This window comes from Loktanella sp. D2R18 (genome assembly GCF_003318235.1).
Taxonomy (GTDB): domain Bacteria; phylum Pseudomonadota; class Alphaproteobacteria; order Rhodobacterales; family Rhodobacteraceae; genus Yoonia.
In genome coordinates this window covers 1-21,018 of sequence record NZ_QOCG01000031.1, presented here as the reverse complement: position 1 = coordinate 21,018, position 21,018 = coordinate 1, and the positions used below count along the sequence as shown (strand labels likewise).

17 protein-coding genes are annotated in these 21,018 nt (G+C 52.7%); 14 read left to right on the top strand and 3 right to left on the bottom strand.

Translation table 11 applies throughout. The features are described from left to right. Positions 1 to 33 precede the first annotated feature (33 nt). The 3 genes from DS901_RS16860 (at position 34) to nusG (ending at position 1,901) form a co-directional block, all read left to right on the top strand. The gene (locus DS901_RS16860; RefSeq protein WP_113778109.1) at positions 34 to 906 is read left to right on the top strand and encodes a hypothetical protein; all 873 of its coding nucleotides are present in this window, start codon (positions 34 to 36) and stop codon (positions 904 to 906) included. A gap of 72 nt (positions 907 to 978) precedes the next feature. After that, positions 979 to 1,179, top strand: coding sequence for a preprotein translocase subunit SecE (gene secE, locus DS901_RS16855; protein ID WP_113778108.1), 201 nt, complete (start codon positions 979 to 981; stop codon positions 1,177 to 1,179). A gap of 191 nt (positions 1,180 to 1,370) precedes the next feature. Beyond that, positions 1,371 to 1,901 (top strand): transcription termination/antitermination protein NusG, encoded by a 531-nt coding sequence (gene nusG / locus DS901_RS16850; RefSeq protein ID WP_113778107.1) that lies wholly within the window; start codon positions 1,371 to 1,373, stop codon positions 1,899 to 1,901. Positions 1,902 to 1,956: 55 nt separating this feature from the next. Here nusG and DS901_RS16845 read toward each other — a convergent pair whose 3' ends face one another. Continuing rightward, entirely contained in the window at positions 1,957 to 2,517 is a 561-nt protein-coding gene (locus tag DS901_RS16845) for a hypothetical protein (RefSeq protein ID WP_181820917.1), read from the bottom strand. 14 nt (positions 2,518 to 2,531) lie between these two features. Then, positions 2,532 to 3,041: a cytochrome b gene (locus DS901_RS16840; protein WP_113778105.1), complete on the bottom strand. Its 510-nt coding sequence runs from the start codon at positions 3,039 to 3,041 to the stop codon at positions 2,532 to 2,534. Between the two features lie 290 nt (positions 3,042 to 3,331). On the opposite strand from DS901_RS16840, the gene rplK reads away from it, so the two are divergent. Together rplK and rplA are read left to right on the top strand one after the other, a co-directional pair. Further along, positions 3,332 to 3,757 carry a 50S ribosomal protein L11 gene (rplK, locus tag DS901_RS16835; protein ID WP_113778104.1) on the top strand — a complete coding sequence of 142 codons (426 nt, stop codon included), beginning with the start codon at positions 3,332 to 3,334 and terminating at the stop codon, positions 3,755 to 3,757. Further along, positions 3,757 to 4,458: a 50S ribosomal protein L1 gene (gene rplA, locus DS901_RS16830; protein WP_113778103.1), complete on the top strand. Its 702-nt coding sequence runs from the start codon at positions 3,757 to 3,759 to the stop codon at positions 4,456 to 4,458. Before rplK ends, rplA begins: the two co-directional genes overlap by 1 nt. Before the next feature lie 75 nt (positions 4,459 to 4,533). Here rplA and DS901_RS16825 read toward each other — a convergent pair whose 3' ends face one another. Further along, complete coding sequence (locus DS901_RS16825; protein WP_113778102.1) at positions 4,534 to 5,457, bottom strand: MBL fold metallo-hydrolase; 924 nt, start codon at positions 5,455 to 5,457, stop codon at positions 4,534 to 4,536. Positions 5,458 to 5,831: 374 nt separating this feature from the next. Between DS901_RS16825 and rplJ the strand changes: the two genes are divergently transcribed. The 9 genes from rplJ to fusA all read left to right on the top strand — a co-directional run bounded on the left by rplJ (position 5,832) and on the right by fusA (position 20,927). Then, complete coding sequence (gene rplJ / locus DS901_RS16820; protein ID WP_113778101.1) at positions 5,832 to 6,344, top strand: 50S ribosomal protein L10; 513 nt, start codon at positions 5,832 to 5,834, stop codon at positions 6,342 to 6,344. 68 nt (positions 6,345 to 6,412) lie between these two features. Then, a complete protein-coding gene (gene rplL / locus DS901_RS16815; protein ID WP_113778100.1) occupies positions 6,413 to 6,784 on the top strand; it encodes a 50S ribosomal protein L7/L12 in 372 nt (123 codons plus the stop codon). A 244-nt stretch (positions 6,785 to 7,028) separates the two neighbouring features. Next, positions 7,029 to 11,168, top strand: a complete 4,140-nt coding sequence (rpoB, locus tag DS901_RS16810) for a DNA-directed RNA polymerase subunit beta (RefSeq protein WP_113778099.1) — start codon at positions 7,029 to 7,031, stop codon at positions 11,166 to 11,168. A gap of 280 nt (positions 11,169 to 11,448) precedes the next feature. Further along, complete coding sequence (gene rpoC / locus DS901_RS16805; protein ID WP_113778098.1) at positions 11,449 to 15,687, top strand: DNA-directed RNA polymerase subunit beta'; 4,239 nt, start codon at positions 11,449 to 11,451, stop codon at positions 15,685 to 15,687. A gap of 131 nt (positions 15,688 to 15,818) precedes the next feature. After that, the gene (locus tag DS901_RS18850; protein ID WP_181820916.1) at positions 15,819 to 16,676 is read left to right on the top strand and encodes a hypothetical protein; all 858 of its coding nucleotides are present in this window, start codon (positions 15,819 to 15,821) and stop codon (positions 16,674 to 16,676) included. 98 nt (positions 16,677 to 16,774) lie between these two features. Then, positions 16,775 to 17,674 (top strand): DMT family transporter, encoded by a 900-nt coding sequence (locus tag DS901_RS16795; RefSeq protein ID WP_113778097.1) that lies wholly within the window; start codon positions 16,775 to 16,777, stop codon positions 17,672 to 17,674. Positions 17,675 to 17,939: 265 nt separating this feature from the next. Beyond that, complete coding sequence (rpsL, locus tag DS901_RS16790; protein WP_072901927.1) at positions 17,940 to 18,311, top strand: 30S ribosomal protein S12; 372 nt, start codon at positions 17,940 to 17,942, stop codon at positions 18,309 to 18,311. A 12-nt stretch (positions 18,312 to 18,323) separates the two neighbouring features. Continuing rightward, entirely contained in the window at positions 18,324 to 18,794 is a 471-nt protein-coding gene (rpsG, locus tag DS901_RS16785; protein ID WP_113778096.1) for a 30S ribosomal protein S7, read from the top strand. 15 nt (positions 18,795 to 18,809) lie between these two features. Next, positions 18,810 to 20,927, top strand: a complete 2,118-nt coding sequence (gene fusA / locus DS901_RS16780; RefSeq protein ID WP_113778095.1) for an elongation factor G — start codon at positions 18,810 to 18,812, stop codon at positions 20,925 to 20,927. The last annotated feature ends 91 nt before the right edge of the window (positions 20,928 to 21,018 follow it).

Below are 21,018 nucleotides of genomic sequence, written 5' to 3'. Positions count from 1 at the left end.
TCAGCGCCGCCGTGCCGGAGGATCAAAAACACCATGTCATCAGATGATTTTCGCATCGCGTTCCATATTGGGGCGCACAAGACCGCGACCTCGCATTTGCAGCGGTCACTGTTGCGGGCGTCGGATGAATTGGTAGAGCAAGGCGTGCGCTACTACGGGCCCGATCATTTTCGCCTGCCTGGGCGCACGATTTCGGCATTGTTTGGGCTGCGAGAGCGCCGTGCCAAGCGCCCGCCTCAAGATCAGCTCGCGCTGATGCGTAAAGGCGCGGATCGGATTGTGTTTAGCGAAGAGAATTTTATCGGCACGCTTGCCCATACGATCAGCCGGGACATCGAATTCGGCTACCCGAATGCAAATATCAAAATCGCGCAGCTGTCGCGGGCGCTGGGCAAGCCGATTGACTTGTTTCTCAGTGTCCGCAACCCGACAGCGATGATCAATTCGATCTATTCGCAGCTTTTGCGGGGCAACAAAATCTTGGATTTTGAGGACTTCAAAGCAATGGTCCCAATGACGCGTGGCGATTGGGCCGATCTGGTGACACGTTTGCGCGAAACGCCCGGTGTGGGGCGTTTGGTCGTTTGGACCTATGAAGACTACACAGCGCTGTTCGATGATATCTGCCTTGCGATGTTGGGCACCCAGATCACCCCGGTCGCCCATCATGTGAACCCACGTCTGTCAGCGCAGGCGGTCGCACAAATTCTTGCCCAGAATGACGCTGGAATGCAGGGTGAACTGGCCAAAGACGCCGCCAATGCATTTCCTGTTGAAAACGGGTTCGCCCGCTTTGATGGGTTTTCGGATCGCGAACACGATTTTGCCGATATGGCCTACCGCGCGCAGGTTGATGCAATCCGTGAAATGCCCGGTGTGACCCTCTTGTCGCAAGCGGTGGATTGATCCGGCTGCGGGCTTGAATTCAGACCTCGAACGCCGTATGTCGCAGGGTGTTTCCACAAAGGACGATATGTCATGGCCATCGCCAACCCCGTCAAGTTTTTCCAAGAGGTCCGCTCTGAGATCTCAAAGGTCGTATGGCCTACGCGCCGAGAGGTCGTATTGACCACGATTATGGTATTTATCCTCGCAGCGCTTGCTGCGATCTTTTTCTCGCTTGTTGATATGGCGATCCGTGCCGGATTGACGGGCGTGCTGGACTACTTTGGGAACTAATCTGCTGTGGAATTTACCCGTCACCTCTTGAAAATAGCGGGTGTCAGCGGTAAGAGCCACAAAACCCTGAAATTGGCGTGCGGCGAATCGAGCTTCACGCCGCTTTTATTTTCGGGACTGGCGGATGACCTGCCGGGATTAATTGGAACATGCGGCCCATCTGGGCCTGCGACGACAAGGTGCTTTGACACATGGCGAAACGTTGGTACTCCGTAAGCGTTCTCTCAAATTTTGAAAAGAAAATCGCTGAGGCGATTATGACGAAAGCGGAAGAGCAAGGCCTTGCCGAGCAAATCGGCGAAGTGCTGGTGCCAACCGAAGAAGTCATTGAAATTCGTCGCAACAAGAAAGTCACGACCGAGCGTCGCTTTATGCCCGGTTACGTGCTTGTCCACATGGAAATGTCGGATGAAGGGTACCACCTTATTAACTCTATCAACCGCGTCACTGGCTTCTTGGGCCCGCAAGGCCGCCCAATGCCAATGCGTGATGCCGAAGTACAAGCGATCTTGGGCCGCGTTCAAGAGGGCGAAGACGCCCCACGCACATTGATCCACTTCGATATCGGCGAGAAAGTCAAAGTCAACGAAGGTCCGTTCGAAGACTTCGACGGTATGGTTGAAGAAGTTGACGAAGAAAACAGCCGCTTGAAAGTGACTGTATCTATTTTTGGTCGGGCAACCCCAGTCGAACTGGAATTCACGCAGGTTACTAAGCAGTAACTGCGCTGCAAATAAGATTTTAAAAGGGGGGTGCTGATGCGCCCCCTTTTTTCGTTCAGGCCAGTTGGATCACGACGGCGCCATCTGTGACCGAAATCTCATACTCAGGGATCGATAGGTAGTCACCCTCGGAGGCGCCAGAGATGGCTAACCCAGTTGCATCAAAAACAGTGCTATGACGATCGCCGCGATCCGTACAGGCAAAGGGCGCTTCTGGATTGCCGGTGATGCCGATGGCTTTACCGCGGTGTGTACATACGAGGTTTGCCACGAAATAGGCAGGGTTCTGTATGGCGCCGTCACGGTCATTCGTTTCACCAAAGGTGATCTGATCGGCAGTACGGTGATGGACCGCAATATATTGGATCATTCCAGTTGATGCATACGACTCATCATCGGTGGGCCGCGCGACCACCGTGACTTCACCGGGCAAAAGCGCCGTGACGTCAATTTCTGCTGGGCCAGCAGGCACTTCGATAAGGTTTTTTTCACCAATAGGTGCCGTGGTCGGGATGTCAGCCCATTCAGTGGCGATATTCGTTTGCGCGTTCAAAATAGCCGGGCAAAGAAGAACCGTGCTGCTTGGGATCATGGCGATTACCTGGCGACGGGTCATTTTATGCATCGTAGTTAGTCCTTTCGGGATCTGAGTGTCATATGTGTGAATGTATCGTCTTTGTCCCAGAGTAGGTGTTTGAGCGCGCCCAAGATATGCAGTGCGACAAGTCCCAAAAGCACCCATTTTAGGGAGTAGTGCCAATCAAGGAGCGTCTCGCCCGTGTCCGAACGGGCAAAGGTTTGGTCAACGGGCCAAAGTAAATTGGGGGTGTTTAAGCCAGATGCGGAGACATAGCCTGTGACGACGAACGCAATCATGCAGATATAAAGGGCCACATGGGTGACGTGGGAGGCAACCCGTTCCCAAACCTTGTGGGTGCTTTGGTGGAGCGCACGGAGTGCAACCCTTGATGCGATTCGCAGTCCTAAAACCAAGATAAGGCTTTGCCCGATTACTTGGTGCGCCTGGATGACCCAAGCTCCCGTCCAGTCAAAGCGAAACGCAAGGCCAGTCAATACCATCACAAGAATCATAAGGACCGTGAGCCAATGATAGACGACTTGGGGCTTGGTATACTTCATAGGGGCTGCCGCAGTGACTTCGGTTGCTTGTACCTAACACTAGCGTACGGCGCGTATTTGTCACGCCACCTGCAATCAAAATGAAGTTATCTGAGGTGGATCGGCGGGATTAGGTAAAAAACGCGCAAAAAGCTTGCATGGTGCGATTTACTCCACTAACAGCACGCTCAATCCACCCGCAAGGGAGGATCCCCCGTGGGAGGCGAGACGCGCGCGCGTGATCTGGCCTGACCGCACAACGTAGGTCTCGGGCGGCGCGCCGCACCGGGAGTTGAAAAAGGAGAGGCCCCATGGCCAAAAAAGTTGTTGGACAACTGAAACTGCAGGTTCCTGCAGGCGCAGCAAACCCATCCCCACCCGTCGGCCCCGCATTGGGTCAGCGCGGCATCAACATCATGGAATTCTGTAAAGCGTTTAACGCCAAAACAGCTGACATGGAAAACGGTGCCCCGTGCCCGACTGTCATCACGTATTACGCGGACAAATCATTCTCGATGGAAATCAAGACGCCACCTGCGTCTTATTACATCAAGAAAGCCGCAAAGCTGAAGTCTGGCTCACAAACGCCAGGTAAAGCCGTTGCTGGTTCGATCACTGGTAAACAGGTGCGTGAAATTGCAGAAGCCAAAATGAAGGACCTCAACGCGACGTCCATCGAAGGCGCAATGCTGATCATCGCGGGTTCTGCCCGCTCTATGGGCGTGGAGGTCAAGTAATGGCAAAATTCGGTAAGCGCACAACTGCCGCACGCGCAGCATTCGAAGGCAAACACAATGTATCAGTCACCGAGGCTGTTGCACTGGTTAAAGACAACGCAAAAGCGAAATTCGACGAAACTGTCGAAATCGCGATGCAGCTTGGTGTTGACCCTCGTCACGCAGACCAAATGGTGCGCGGCACAGTGAACCTGCCAAACGGCACTGGTAAAACTGTACGCGTTGCAGTCTTTGCACGTGGCGAAAAAGCGGACGAAGCAAAAGCAGCTGGCGCAGACATCATCGGGGCAGAAGACCTGATGGAAACTGTTCAAGGCGGCACAATCGACTTTGATCGTTGTATCGCCACACCTGACATGATGGGTGTTGTCGGTCGTTTGGGTAAAGTTCTTGGCCCACGTAATCTGATGCCAAACCCACGCGTGGGTACTGTGACAATGGACGTCAAAGCCGCTGTTGAAGCTGCTAAAGGCGGCGAAGTGCAGTTCAAAGCTGAAAAAGCCGGTGTTGTTCACGCCGGTATCGGCAAAGCATCTTTCTCTGCCAAGCAGTTGGAAGAAAACATGCTGGCATTCGTTGAAGCGGTCAGCAAAGCCCGCCCAACTGGCGCCAAAGGCACATATATGAAAAAGATCGCTGTCAGCTCTACAATGGGCCCAGGCGTATCAATCAGCGTAGAAAGTGCGACAGGCAACGCCTAGTCGCAAGTCTAACGTTTGTACGAGTAAAGGCGCGTCCATTTGGGCGCGCCTTTGGCTTTTAAGGTGCAGCGTCTTCTAAAGGATGTGCTGGTAGGACGCTGGGACATAGCGGAAGCGCGCTGCGTCTACCTCTTCAACATAGCCCATGCCGGGGAATGGCATGTGATATCCAATCACCGGGAACCGATCCGCAGCTGCCATGCCGAGAATCTGCTTGCGCGTGTTGGCAGCGGCTTCTTTGTCGGCGTCAAAACGTACTTCCCACTCAGGGTAAGCAAGCGACCAGACATAATGGTTCGCGGCATCAACCATCAGCATGACTTGTTCGCCATTGCTTTCAAGCATGTAGCCCATGTGGCCGGGTGTGTGCCCATAGGCGGCAACGCTGGTGATGCCTGATACCACAGATTCGCCGTCACCGATGAAGCTTGTCTTTTCCGCGAGCGGACGCATTTTTGCATCAAACCCTTCGTTTCCGGCGGCGGCCCAATGATCATATTCGACCTGCCCCGTCACATAGCGGGCGTTCGGGAATGTCTCAGCACCACTATCGTCGGTCAAGCCACCGATATGGTCGCCGTGCATGTGCGTGATGACCACAATCGTGACATCACCCGGCGCAATTCCTGCTTGGGCAAGTGCGGCTGTCGTGCCTGCGGCAGATAGGCCTGTATCGAATAGAACAACTTCGCCCGCGGCCCGTACCACTGTTGGCGTAAAGAAAAACTGCGCCTTGTCGGCGGGGATAAAGTTTTCGGCGCTGACTGCCGCAAACTCGTCTTCGGATACGTTCATGCCGAAAATTGTTTGAACATCTTCGACAGCGCGTGTGCCTGCCAGAAGCGTTGATACTTGAAACTCTCCAAAATCAAATGTGTTTTGAACGGCATTTTGCACAGCGCTGTGACCCGCGGCTGCAGCCATTTGAGGAGCTGCGGCAATCGCAAATGGGGCAGCGGCGCCAGCGAATAGCGCAGTGCGGCGTGTGATTAAAGTCATGGAATGGCTCCGTGTTGAGTGTGAGTAGCCACAACTTAGGGTGTTTTGGGGCGATCCCTAGTGAAATATTTTGCAAAACTCTGTGAGAATGGGTGGCGTACATTTTGGGGTTGGCAATCGGCATTGTTCGCCATAGAAACACTCTTGCAAACCAGCGTGCGATTCGTCGCGCGCTGTTTTGTTTCGTCCGAGACGGTGGGTTGGCAGTTTTGCCGCTAATTCCTGCCTGAGGCGGGATAGATCAGATTTTTGAGGCTCGCCTCGGCAATTTGAGCGCCCCGTTTGCATGGACTGTAGACTGTCGGGCGGCTTGCCGTGTGACAAAATTAGAGCCGGTGCTGGGCCTAATCCAGCGCCAAACTTGGAGTAAAACTGTGGATAGAGCACAAAAAGAACAGCTGGTCGACGATCTCGGCCAGATCTTTGAAAGCTCTGGCGTCGTAGTGGTTGCCCACTACGAAGGCATGACAGTTGCTGAAATGCAGGACCTGCGCGCGAACATGCGTGAAGCGGGCGGTTCTGTACGCGTTGCCAAGAACAAGATCGCCAAAATCGCTCTTGAGGGTAAGCCATGCGCAAGCATCGCGGAATACCTCGAGGGTATGACTGTAATCGCCTATTCCGAAGACCCTGTCGCTGCTGCGAAGGTCGTGGATACATACGCTAAAGGGAACGACAAGCTTGTCGTTCTCGGCGGTGCTATGGGCGACACAGCTCTTGACCCTGCTGGTGTGAAAGCCGTTGCCGGTATGCCGTCTCGCGAGGAGCTTATTGCTTCTATCGTTGGCTGCATTGGTGCACCTGCTTCGAACATTGCTGGGGCCATTGGCGCGCCTGCTTCGAACATCGCAAGCGTTCTTTCTACTATCGAAGAAAACGCTGCATAAAGCATCTGAATTGACTTGGGGCTTTGCCCTGACGTTGGAACACACTTAAAACGAACGGAAAGCATAAAATGGCTGATCTGAAAAAACTTGCTGAAGAGATTGTTGGTCTTACCCTTCTCGAAGCACAAGAACTGAAAACTATCCTCAAAGACGAGTACGGCATCGAACCAGCTGCTGGTGGCGCCGTAATGATGGCTGGCCCAGCTGAAGGTGGCGAAGCTGCTGCTGAGAAAACTGAATTCGACGTCGTTCTTAAGAACGCCGGCGCTTCTAAGATCAACGTGATCAAAGAAGTTCGCGGTCTTACAGGTCTTGGCCTGAAAGAAGCGAAAGATCTGGTTGAAGCTGGCGGCAAGATCAAAGAAGGCGTTGCGAAAGCAGAAGCTGAAGAAGTTAAAGCGAAGCTTGAAGCTGTTGGCGCTGAAGTAGAACTGGCCTAAGCCTGTTCTTGGCAAAGATTAATTTGCCTTAAAAATATGGCTGGGCGCGCAGAAATGCGCGTCCAGCCGAACCTGTCTTAGAGGTCGGCCAGTGCTGACCGACCCCTTGGGTAGGTTTGAGATGTCGGGAGGCTACCGGTGGGACGGCAGCCACGAATAGACATCAAACCCCCGGTCAAATGGGTGATGTGTCGCGGCCCGGGCGATGCATTGTTCGAGAGACAAACAAAAGGTGACACCGCTTATGGCTTCTACTTTCCTTGGTCAGAAACGCCTGCGCAAGTACTACGGCAAAATCCGTGAAGTGCTTGAAATGCCGAACCTCATTGAGGTTCAGAAATCTTCGTACGATCTATTCCTGCGCTCTGGCGACAGTGACACACCGCTTGACGGTGAAGGCATCAAAGGTGTCTTCCAGTCGGTGTTCCCGATCAAAGATTTCAACGAAACCGCTTTGCTTGAGTTCGTAAAATACGAACTTGAAAAGCCAAAATATGATGTCGAAGAGTGCATGCAGCGCGACATGACGTATAGCGCGCCCTTGAAGGTGACGCTGCGTTTGATCGTGTTTGATGTGGACGAAGATACAGGCAACAAGTCTGTGAAAGACATCAAAGAACAAGACGTGTTCATGGGCGATATGCCTTTGATGACCCCGAACGGCACATTTGTCGTGAACGGAACAGAGCGCGTGATCGTGTCCCAAATGCACCGTTCGCCCGGCGTGTTCTTTGATCACGACAAGGGGAAAACCCATTCATCAGGTAAACTGCTGTTTGCTTGCCGCATTATCCCATATCGCGGCAGCTGGCTTGACTTTGAATTTGACGCCAAGGACCTTGTGTTCTGCCGGATTGACCGTCGCCGCAAATTGCCTGTGACAACGCTGCTTTATGCACTGGGTCTGGACCAAGAAGGCATCATGGATGCCTATTACGACACCGTTGAGTATCACCTCGATGCCAAAGCGATGGCGTGGCAGACAAAGTTCTTCCCAGAGCGTGTGCGTGGCACCCGCCCTGCGTTTGATCTTGTTGATGCGAAAACGGGCGAAGTGATTGCAAAAGCCGGTGAAAAAGTCACCCCACGTTCAGTCAAAAAGCTGATCGACGCTGGAGAAGTGACGGATCTGCTGGTCCCATACGAGCAGATCATCGGCAAATTCGTGTCTTCTGACATCATCAACGAAGAAACTGGCGCGATCTATGTCGAAGCTGGTGACGAGTTGACTGTTGAAGTCGACAAAGCGGGCGACGTCATCGGTGGCACACTGAAAGATCTGGTTGATGCGGGCATCACCACGGTCCCAGTGCTGGACATCGATAACATCAATGTTGGCGCTTACATGCGTAACACGATGGCTTCTGACAAAAACATGAACCGCGAAACTGCGCTCATGGATATCTACCGTGTGATGCGTCCAGGCGAGCCACCGACAGTTGATTCCGCGTCAGCCTTGTTTGACACACTGTTCTTTGATTCAGAGCGCTACGATCTGTCTGCCGTTGGTCGTGTAAAAATGAACATGCGCCTTGATCTGGATGCCGAAGACACCATGCGCACCCTGCGCAAGGAAGATATCGTATCTTGCATCAAAGCGCTGGTTGAACTGCGCGACGGCAAAGGCGACGTGGACGATATTGACCACCTCGGCAACCGTCGTGTGCGTTCTGTCGGCGAGCTGATGGAAAACCAATACCGTGTTGGTCTGCTTCGCATGGAGCGCGCGATCAAAGAGCGTATGTCATCTGTCGAAATCGACACGGTGATGCCACAAGATTTGATCAACGCGAAACCTGCGGCTGCGGCTGTACGTGAATTCTTTGGCTCTAGCCAATTGTCGCAGTTCATGGACCAAACTAACCCGCTGTCAGAAGTCACGCACAAGCGTCGTCTTTCTGCGCTTGGGCCCGGCGGTTTGACCCGTGAACGTGCTGGCTTTGAAGTCCGTGACGTTCACCCAACCCACTACGGTCGTATGTGTCCGATTGAAACGCCCGAAGGGCCGAACATTGGTCTGATCAACTCACTGGCGACATTTGCCCGTGTGAACAAATACGGCTTTATCGAAACGCCATATCGCAAGGTTGTCGACGGTAAGGTAACGGACGATGTTCAATACATGTCTGCGACCGAAGAAATGCGTCACACTGTTGCGCAGGCCAACGCGAACTTGGATGAAGATGGCGGGTTCAATAACGAACTTGTTTCAACACGTATGAACGGTGATTATACACTGGCCCCACGTGAAAATGTCGACTTGATCGATGTTTCTCCAAAGCAGCTGGTCTCTGTTGCGGCGTCTTTGATCCCATTCCTTGAAAACGACGATGCGAACCGGGCCCTGATGGGATCGAACATGATGCGTCAGGCGGTGCCATTGCTTCAGGCCGAGGCCCCACTGGTGGGTACCGGTATCGAAGAAGTGGTTGCACGCGATTCAGGTGCGGCGATCATGGCGAAACGCGCGGGTATCATCGACCAAGTTGATGCGCAGCGTATCGTTATTCGTGCGACGCATGATTTGGAACTGGGCGACGCAGGCGTAGACATTTACCGCATGCGTAAATTCCAACGTTCTAACCAAAACACCTGCATCAACCAGCGTCCGCTGGTGAAGGTTGGTGATACGGTTCTGAAAGGCGAAGTTATTGCCGATGGTCCATCAACGGATATCGGTGAATTGGCTTTGGGTAAAAACGTGGTCGTCGCGTTTATGCCTTGGAACGGCTACAACTACGAAGATTCGATCCTGATTTCAGAGCGTATCACACGTGATGACGTCTTCACTTCGATCCACATCGAAGAATTCGAAGTCGCTGCCCGTGATACAAAGCTTGGGCCAGAAGAAATCACACGCGATATTCCGAACGTTGGTGAAGAAGCGCTGCGTAACCTCGACGAGGCTGGCATCGTGTACATCGGCGCCGAAGTAGAGCCGGGTGACATTCTGGTTGGTAAGATCACACCAAAAGGCGAAAGCCCGATGACACCAGAAGAAAAGCTTCTGCGCGCCATCTTTGGTGAGAAAGCCTCTGACGTGCGTGATACATCACTGCGCGTGAAACCGGGCGATTTCGGGACCGTTGTAGAAGTACGCGTCTTTAACCGCCACGGCGTGGAAAAAGACGAACGTGCACTTCAGATTGAGCGTGAAGAAGTCGAACGGCTTGCACGTGACCGTGACGATGAAATGGTCATCCTTGACCGCAACATCTATGCGCGTCTGAAATCGATGATCATTGGCAAAGAAGCTGTCAAAGGTCCGCGTGGCTTTAAGGCAAATTCGATTGTGACCGAAGAAGCGCTGGCTGAACTTAGCCGTGGTCAATGGTGGCAGGTTGCCCTGAAGGATGAAGCTGACGCTCAGGTCGTCGAAGCCCTGAACGAACAGTACGAAATCCAGAAGAAGGCAATGGACGCACGGTTCGAAGACAAAGTCGAAAAAGTTCGTCGTGGTGACGATTTGCCACCAGGTGTGATGAAGATGGTCAAAGTCTTTGTTGCAGTGAAGCGTAAGCTGCAGCCGGGCGATAAGATGGCGGGTCGTCACGGGAACAAAGGTGTTATTTCCAAGGTTGTCCCGATGGAAGACATGCCGTTCCTTGCCGATGGTACGCCGGTTGATTTCTGTCTGAACCCGCTGGGTGTGCCGTCACGGATGAACGTCGGTCAGATTCTCGAATGTCACATGGGCTGGGCCGCACGTGGTCTGGGTATCCAGATTGATGACGCGCTTGGTGAATACCGTCGCTCTGGCGATCTGACACCTGTGCGCGATGCGATGAAAATCGTCTATGGCGATAACGTCTATGACGAAGGCATCGAAGGCATGGACGAAGGCCAAATCGTCGAAGCTGCTGGCAATGTCGTCCGCGGTGTGCCGATTGCGACACCTGTCTTTGACGGGGCCAAAGAACTGGATGTGAACGATGCGCTGACACGCGCTGGTTTTGATACATCTGGTCAATCGGTTCTGTTTGATGGCCGTACCGGTGAACAGTTTAGCCGTAAGGTAACAGTGGGTGTGAAATACCTGCTCAAACTGCACCACTTGGTCGACGACAAGATCCACGCACGGTCTACCGGGCCTTACAGCCTTGTCACGCAACAGCCGCTGGGTGGTAAAGCCCAGTTCGGTGGTCAGCGTTTCGGGGAAATGGAAGTCTGGGCGCTCGAAGCATATGGCGCGGCTTACACGCTGCAAGAGATGTTGACAGTCAAATCCGATGATGTTGCTGGCCGGACGAAAGTCTATGAAAGCATCGTCAAAGGCGAAGACAACTTTGAGGCAGGTGTCCCAGAGTCGTTCAACGTGCTCGTGAAAGAAGTCCGGGGCCTCGGCCTCAACATGGAACTCCTGGATGCGGAGGATGAGGAGTGAAATCAGGTCCGGCAACCGTTTTACTTCTGACTACTGCGACCGCGATGAGCGGGTGTAGTTGGTCAGTTGTCGAAGAATTTGAGGTTGCCAATCGCCCTGAGAATGTCACTGTGGCGGATTGCAGTGGAACCTGTATTTCCGCCGACCTTCGACATTGCACCCCGACCAGCCGTCCGCGCTGGAGTGACATGCGTCACGTCGAGACAGGAAAATTAATGAGCTGGCGTATGTATCGTGACGCTGCCTTTTTGAATTGCATTGAGCCTGGAAAGGTCACCCAATGAACCAAGAACTGACAAACAACCCGTTTAACCCGCTCACACCGGCGAAAACGTTTGACGAAATCAAGGTGTCTTTGGCATCTCCGGAACGTATCCTTTCATGGTCGTTCGGTGAGATCAAAAAGCCCGAAACCATCAACTACCGGACGTTCAAACCAGAACGTGACGGTCTGTTCTGCGCGCGTATCTTTGGCCCGATCAAAGATTACGAATGCCTATGCGGCAAATATAAGCGCATGAAATATCGCGGCGTTGTCTGCGAAAAATGCGGTGTGGAAGTCACGCTGCAAAAAGTACGCCGCGAACGTATGGGTCACATCGAACTAGCGGCACCCGTTGCGCACATCTGGTTCTTGAAATCGCTGCCATCCCGCATCGGCCTGATGCTGGACATGACGCTGCGTGATCTTGAGCGTATTTTGTATTTCGAAAACTACGTTGTGATCGAACCCGGCCTGACTGACCTGACCTATGGCCAGCTGATGACCGAAGAAGAATACAACGATGCGCAGGATCTTTATGGCATGGACGCGTTCCAAGCCAATATCGGTGCTGAAGCGATCCGTGAAATGCTGTCCCAGATTGATCTGGACGGCGAAGCAGAACAGCTGCGTGCAGACCTCAAAGAAGCCACCGGCGAATTGAAGCCAAAGAAGATCATCAAGCGTTTGAAGATCGTCGAAAGCTTCCTCGAATCTGGCAACCGCCCTGAATGGATGGTTATGACCGTGATCCCTGTGATCCCGCCAGAATTGCGCCCGCTGGTGCCGCTTGATGGTGGTCGTTTCGCGACGTCTGATCTGAACGATCTGTACCGCCGCGTGATCAACCGGAACAACCGTTTGAAGCGTCTGATCGAACTGCGCGCCCCAGACATCATCGTCCGTAACGAAAAACGGATGTTGCAAGAATCTGTAGATGCGCTGTTTGACAACGGCCGTCGTGGCCGCGTGATCACTGGCGCCAACAAGCGTCCGTTGAAATCACTGTCTGACATGCTGAAAGGTAAGCAAGGTCGCTTCCGTCAAAACCTTTTGGGTAAGCGCGTCGACTTCTCTGGTCGTTCGGTCATTGTGACTGGTCCGGAATTGAAGCTGCACCAATGTGGTTTGCCGAAAAAGATGGCGCTCGAACTGTTCAAGCCGTTCATCTATTCGCGCCTTGAAGCCAAAGGTCTGTCGTCTACCGTTAAGCAGGCGAAAAAACTCGTCGAAAAAGAACGTCCCGAAGTTTGGGATATCTTGGACGAGGTGATCCGCGAACACCCTGTGTTCCTCAACCGTGCGCCGACGCTGCACCGTTTGGGCATTCAGGCGTTTGAACCCACCTTGATCGAGGGTAAAGCGATCCAGCTGCACCCGCTTGTTTGTTCTGCGTTTAACGCTGACTTTGACGGCGACCAAATGGCGGTTCACGTCCCACTTTCACTCGAGGCGCAGCTTGAAGCCCGCGTCTTGATGATGTCGACAAACAACGTTCTGTCCCCTGCCAACGGTGCGCCGATTATCGTGCCGTCACAGGATATGATTTTGGGTCTCTACTATACGACCATCATGCGCGAAGGCATGAAGGGCGAAGGTATGGAATTCAAAGACATCGAGGAAGTCGAACACGCGCTGAACGCCGGCGAAGTGCATCTTCATGCCAAAATCAGCGCGCGTATGCCGCAAATCGACGAAGAAGGTAACGAAGTGATGGTTCGCTTCGAAACAACACCGGGTCGTATGCGTCTTGGTGGTCTTTTGCCGATGAACGCAAAAGCACCATTCGCTTTGGTCAACCGTTTGCTGCGTAAGAAAGAAGTGCAGCAGATCATTGATACCGTCTACCGTTATTGCGGTCAGAAGGAGTCGGTAATCTTCTGTGATCAGATCATGACGATGGGCTTCCGCGAAGCGTTTAAGGCTGGTATCTCGTTTGGTAAGGACGACATGGTTGTCCCTGACACCAAATGGCCGCTGGTCGAAGAAACACGCGATCTCGTGAAAGACTTTGAACAGCAATACATGGACGGCCTGATTACACAGGGTGAAAAGTACAACAAAGTCGTTGATGCATGGTCAAAGTGTAACGACAAAGTCACTGATGCGATGATGTCGACAATTTCGGACTCTGGCCACGATACGGCTGGTGCTGAAAACGAACCTAACTCGGTCTACATGATGGCGCACTCTGGTGCGCGTGGCTCGGTCACGCAGATGAAACAGCTGGGCGGTATGCGCGGTTTGATGGCAAAGCCGAACGGCGAAATCATCGAAACACCGATCATCTCGAACTTTAAAGAAGGTCTGACCGTTCTCGAGTACTTTAACTCAACCCACGGTGCCCGTAAGGGTCTGTCAGATACCGCTTTGAAGACTGCGAACTCTGGTTACTTGACACGCCGTTTGGTTGATGTTGCCCAAGATTGCATCGTCCGCGAAATTGATTGTGGTACGGAACGTGCGATCACCGCAGAAGCTGCCGTCAACGACGGTGAAGTTGTATCTTCACTGGCTGAACGTGTTCTTGGTCGTGTCTCTGCTGATGATGTTCTCAAGCCAGGTACAGACGAAGTAATCGTCGAAGCTGGTGAACTGATCGACGAACGCAAGGCTGACATGATCGACATCGCTGGTATCGCTAAAATGCGTATCCGCAGCCCGCTGACCTGTGAAGCCGAAGATGGCGTTTGTGCAATGTGCTATGGTCGTGACCTTGCACGCGGTACACGCGTCAACATTGGCGAAGCAGTCGGGATCATCGCGGCGCAGTCCATTGGTGAACCTGGTACACAGCTGACCATGCGGACCTTCCACATTGGTGGTGTTGCCCAAGGTGGCCAACAGTCGTTCCAAGAGGCATCACAACCGGGTAAGATCCGGTTCGACAATGCCACGTTGTTGGAAAATGCGGCTGGTGAAATGGTTGTCATGGGTCGGAATATGACCCTGTCGATCACAGATGCCGAAGGCGCCGAGATTGCGAACCACAAGGTTGGCTATGGCTCTAAGGTCTTTGTCACCGACGGTCAGGACATTCTGCGCGGCGATAAGCTGTTCGAATGGGATCCATATACGCTTCCAATCATTGCCGAAAAATCAGGTACCGCGAAATACGTTGATCTGGTAAACGGTATCGCAGTCCGTGAAGACACCGATGATGCAACGGGTATGACCCAGCGCATCGTGTCTGACTGGCGCGCGGCACCAAAAGGCAATGAACTTGCACCAAAGATCATCGTTGTTGGGGCAGATGGCGAAGTTATCTCAAAAGATGACGGCAACCCTGTTTCCTACGGCATGTCTGTTGACGCGGTTCTGTCTGTCGAAGACGGTCAAGACGTCAAAGCTGGTGACGTTGTTGCGCGCATTCCACGTGAAGGTGCGAAAACCAAGGACATTACCGGTGGTCTGCCACGTGTTGCTGAACTGTTCGAAGCCCGTCGTCCAAAAGACCACGCAATCATCGCTGAAATCGATGGCTACGTGCGCTTTGGCAAGGACTATAAGAACAAGCGCCGCATTGCGATTGAATCTGCTGATGATGCAGACGTGAAGGTCGAATACATGGTGCCTAAGGGCAAGCACATCCCGGTTGTGGAAGGTGACTTTGTCCAAAAGGGTGACTACATCATGGATGGTAACCCAGCGCCGCACGATATTCTTGCGGTTATGGGTGTCGAAGCCTTGGCTGACTATATGATCGACGAAGTCCAAGACGTTTACCGTCTGCAGGGCGTTAAGATCAACGATAAGCACATCGAAGTTATCGTGCGTCAGATGCTCCAGAAATGGGAAATCCAAGACAGCGGTGACACTGTTCTGCTCAAAGGCGAGAACGTCGATAAGGCTGAGTTTGATGAAGCCAATGAAAAGGCACTGAAGCGCGGCGACCGTCCCGCAACGGGCGAGCCGATTTTGTTGGGTATCACCAAGGCCAGCTTGCAGACACGTTCGTTCATCTCTGCGGCGTCGTTCCAGGAAACCACACGCGTGCTGACCGAATCTTCGGTACAGGGCAAACGTGATAAACTGATCGGCCTCAAAGAGAACGTCATCGTGGGTCGTTTGATCCCAGCAGGTACCGGCGGCGCGACACAGCAAATGCGCAAAGTTGCGGTTGATCGCGATAACGTCGTGCTTGAAGCGCGCCGGATCGAGGCAGAGCAAGCCGCAGCGCTTGCGGCACCTGTTGCGCCAAGCGAAGACGATGTGTTCGCAACACCCGTTGCAACGCCAGAAGGCGACGATGCGTAAACTGCGCAACAGAAAATAGAAAAGGCCCCCGTTCATCGCGGGGGCCTTTTTTGTAAGGCGGTTCAACGCGCTATCTGGTACGAAGCGCTCCGTCGGAATACGACTACGCCGACACATCTGGAGGTGAAAATATGCGTAACAACAAGATTGCTGTATTCATCCGTACGCATGCGTTCACACCGCAGGTCGCTCAACTTGCCGCTACATTGACCGATGGCTTTGGTTCGGAGGTCACCATGATCGTTGATGAACGCTCAGGGCCAATTGAGACACAAGGCCACCAAAAAATATCATTGACTGAGGAGTTGGTGCGGTCTTGGGGGATCGCGTCTTTGCCAAAAGACTGGGGTTGGCTGTGCGGCGATTTTTGTTGCTATGCTGCACGTGCGGCAGTACCCGACGCGAACTGGTATGTCTTGATCGAAAGCGACGTCTTCGTGACTCTGAGTGCGGCGCAAATACTTGGATCACATTTGTCGCAGACCGAAGCCGATGCGCTTGCTTGTTCGCTGGGGCGCACTGACGCCCCGAAGATCTATTCCAAAGATCTTGAACATCTAGGAGTTACGTCACACTGCGGATGCATTTTTGCGGTTACCTGCATTCGTGATCATGTCATTGATGAAATGCTTCCGTTACGCGTAAAGGCGCAACGCACGGGAAATTATCGTATTAACGATGAAGCTGTCTTGGCGGGTGCACTGATTTCCAACGATCTATCGTTCGAAGACTTGTTCCATTCATTACCAAATCTGTTTTCGCCGAACTATTTTGAAACAAACCCGCCACATCTCTACGAAGCGATGCCGATTGCAGAGGCAAACCAGTCGGTCGTTCACCCAACTATTCCATTGGACCTCATACTAGAGCGAATAAAAACGGGAGAAAAAAACTATTCTCGGCACCGTCTTCGCAAGGTCTTACGAGAAGCACCGCGCGGAATTCGGGTGCAAATCAAGGCTGCTTTGAATGCAAAGAGTAGTGGATGACCGTAGGTTTAAATCAACGAGATAGGTGTGCCGCATTTGGGATGGATTCAGTCTGTTTACATTACTGAGCCGCTATAAGTTGTGATAGGCACGTAGGAATGACACCCTTTTCAGAAAACCTACGCGGCGCGGCTCTCATGATGGGGGGGATGTGTGCCTATACGGTCAATGACGCCTTTATGAAGGCATTGGCCGATGAAATGCCGCTGTTTGAAGCGGTGTTTTTGCGTGGTCTTGGTGCAGTTTTATGCTTGGCTATTATGTGCAAGATCTTGGGGCAATTACGGTTTGATTTACCACGCCGTGAATGGTGGTTGATCATTGTCCGGTCGTTGGCCGAAGTGGCCGGCACCTATTTCTTTCTGACCGCGCTGTTTAATATGCCCATTGCCAATGTCAGCGCCATTTTACAGTCTTTACCGCTGGCGGTCAGTCTAAGCGCGATGATGTTTCTAGGTGAACCATTGGGGTGGCGGCGGTTGGCGGCGATTAGCGTTGGCTTTGCCGGGGTGCTTCTGATTATTCAGCCGGGAGGCAGCGATTTCAATTCTTACAGTGTGTATGCGCTGTGTGCTGTGGCCTGTATCACACTGCGTGATATCGTTGTGCGGCGAATGTCGCGCGATGTGCCCTCGGTCTTTGTGGCGCTTGTTGCGGCCGCAGCAGTGACACTGTTCGGTGGTATTGGTATGCTGTTTATCGAATCGGTAGCAATGTCCCCCAAAGCGTCATTGCAGCTGTTTGGCGCGATGGTGTTCTTGATTGGCGGCTATGTCTTTTCGGTGACCGCGATGCGCTGGGGAGAGATCAGCTTTGTCGCCCCTTTCCGCTATACTAGCCTGATTGTGGCGCTGATCCTTGGGGTTGTTGTCTTTGGCGAATGGCCCAATTTGCCGACGCTGATTGGTGCTGCGATTGTTGTGGCGACGGGGCTGTTCACACTTTACCGCGAAAGCAGGTTACAGGTGCCCCGCAACCCTGTGGCATCACCGCGTTAACACTGGGTTTGCGCCTGTTGACAGCTTCAGCGACTCCGCCTATACGCCGCTCATCCGGACTAGGGGAATTCCCTTTTTTGTTCCGATATCAAAGTTGAGTGGTCAAGAACCGGACGCCTATTGTCTTGTTCCTCTGTAGCCCAACCGCACCGAACCTCCGGTAAGGGTTCGACTGCGGAATTTTTGTGCTTTTCGAAGACGAAAAGTATTTTGAAACCGCCCCTCGCAAGGGGGCACACATGTGAATAGATGGGAACATCAAACGATGCCAACGATTCAGCAGCTGATCCGCAAGCCGCGCCAGCCAAAAGTTACACGATCCAAATCGCTGCATATGGAAGGCTGCCCGCAAAAGCGCGGCGTCTGTACGCGCGTTTATACAACGACACCAAAGAAACCAAACTCTGCGATGCGTAAGGTTGCCAAAGTGCGCCTGACAAACGGTTTCGAAGTCATCTCTTACATCCCCGGTGAAAGCCACAACCTTCAGGAACACTCAGTGGTTCTGATCCGCGGCGGCCGTGTAAAAGATTTGCCAGGTGTGCGTTACCACATTCTGCGCGGTGTGCTTGATACCCAAGGTGTCAAAGACCGTAAGCAACGCCGTTCGAAGTACGGCGCGAAGCGTCCTAAGTAAGGAATACTATAGATGTCACGTCGTCACGCCGCTGAAAAACGCGAAGTTCTGCCAGACGCAAAGTTTGGCGATATCATCCTGACCAAATTCATGAACAACCTCATGATTGATGGTAAGAAATCTGTAGCTGAACGCATCGTTTACAACGCATTCGACCGCGTTGAAGACAAGTTGAAGAAATCCCCTGTGGAAGTCTTCCACGAGAGCTTGGAAAACATCAAACCATCCGTCGAAGTGCGTTCGCGCCGCGTCGGTGGTGCAACATACCAAGTTCCAGTTGAAGTGCGCCCAGAGCGTCGCGAAGCATTGGCCATCCGTTGGTTGATCGCTGCTGCGAAAAAGCGCAACGAAAACACAATGGAAGAACGCCTTGCTGGCGAGCTGGTCGATGCCGTCAATGGCCGCGGTACAGCCGTCAAGAAGCGCGAAGACACCCATAAAATGGCCGATGCGAACAAAGCATTCAGCCACTACCGCTGGTAATAGGAAGCACCTGAAATGGCACGCGAGTATCCTCTCGAACTATACCGGAACTTTGGTATCATGGCGCATATTGACGCCGGTAAAACCACATGTTCTGAACGTATCCTGTACTATACAGGTAAAGAACATAACATCGGCGAAGTGCACGATGGCGCTGCAACCATGGACCACATGGAACAAGAGCAAGAGCGCGGAATTACCATTACCTCTGCTGCGACAACCACATTCTGGGAACGCACAGAAGACGGTGAAACTGCGGATAGCCCTAAGCACCGTTTGAACATCATCGACACCCCTGGCCACGTTGACTTTACAATTGAAGTTGAACGTTCTCTTGCTGTTCTCGATGGTGCAGTCTGTGTTCTTGACGCTAACGCTGGTGTTGAGCCGCAAACAGAAACTGTTTGGCGTCAGGCTGACCGCTACAAAGTGCCACGTATGGTTTTTGTCAACAAAATGGACAAGATCGGCGCGGACTTCTTTAACTGTGTTCACATGGTTGAAGACCGTACTGGTGCGCGTGCTATTCCGGTTGCTATCCCAATTGGCGCCGAGACAGAGCTGGAAGGCCAGCTTGACCTCGTCACAATGGAAGAGTGGCTGTGGCAGGGTGAGGACCTTGGTGCATCTTGGATCAAAGCCCCTATTCGTGAAAGCCTACAAGACATGGCAAACGAATGGCGCGGCAAGCTGATCGAAGCCGCCGTCGAAATGGACGATGACGCGATGATGGAATACCTTGAAGGCAATGAGCCTGACGTTCCAACACTGCGCAAGCTGATCCGCAAGGGTTGCTTGTCTATGTCCTTCGTGCCTGTTCTGGGTGGTTCTGCGTTTAAAAACAAAGGTGTTCAGCCATTGTTGAACGCTGTTGTTGATTACCTGCCAAGCCCGCTCGATGTTGTGGACTACATGGGCTTTAAACCCGGCGATGAAGACGAAGTTCGTGACATCGCGCGCCGTGCGGATGATGACATGGCGTTCTCTGCGCTGGCGTTTAAGATCTGGAATGACCCATTTGTGGGCTCCCTGACATTTACACGGATTTATTCCGGTAAATTGGAAAAGGGCGACAACTTCCTGAACTCGACCAAAGGCAAAAAAGAGCGCGTTGGCCGCATGATGATCATGCACTCTAATGACCGTGATGAAATCAACGAAGCATTCTCAGGTGACATCATTGCGCTTGGTGGTCTGAAAGATACAACAACCGGTGATACGCTTTGTTCTATCGCCGAACCTGTTGTTCTGGAAACAATGACCTTCCCAGAGCCAGTGATCGAGATCGCTGTTGAGCCAAAGACCAAAGGCGACCAAGAAAAGATGGGCCTCGCCCTGCAACGCTTGTCTGCCGAAGATCCGTCCTTCCGCGTGGAAACTGACCTCGAATCTGGTCAGACCATCATGAAAGGCATGGGCGAACTTCACCTTGATATTCTTGTTGACCGTATGCGTCGTGAATTTAAGGTTGAGGCGAACATCGGTGCGCCACAAGTGGCCTACCGTGAGACCATTGGTCACGCGGTTGAGCACAGCTACACCCACAAGAAACAGTCCGGTGGTTCTGGTCAGTTCGGTGAAGTGAAGCTGAGCATCATGCCGACGGAACCTGGTGAAGGCTTCTCGTTCGAATCTAAGATCGTTGGTGGTGCCGTTCCTAAGGAATACATCCCCGGTGTTGAAAAAGGCATCAAATCTGTCATGGACAGCGGCCCATTGGCTGGCTTCCCCGTGATCGACTTTAAGGTGGAACTGCTTGACGGTAAATTCCACGATGTTGACTCCAGCATCCTTGCGTTCGAAATCGCTGCACGTATGTGTATGCGTGAAGGCATGCGCAAAGCTGGTGCGAAACTGCTTGAGCCAATCATGAAAGTCGAAGTGATCACACCTGAAGAATATACAGGTGGTATCATCGGTGACCTGACATCACGTCGGGGCATGGTTCAGGGGCAAGATACACGCGGCAACGCGATTGCGATTGACTGCTTTGTGCCGCTGGCAAACATGTTCGGCTACATCAACACGTTGCGCTCTATGTCTTCGGGTCGCGCTAACTTTACGATGCAGTTCGGTCACTACGAAGCAGTGCCGCAGAACCTGTCTGACGAGATCCAAAAGAAATACGCTTAACCCTTCCAGGGTTAGGCGCCCCGGGTTTGCGCCCGGGGCACAACATAATTTGAATATCCAAGGAGGCCATCATGGCTAAGGAAAAGTTTGA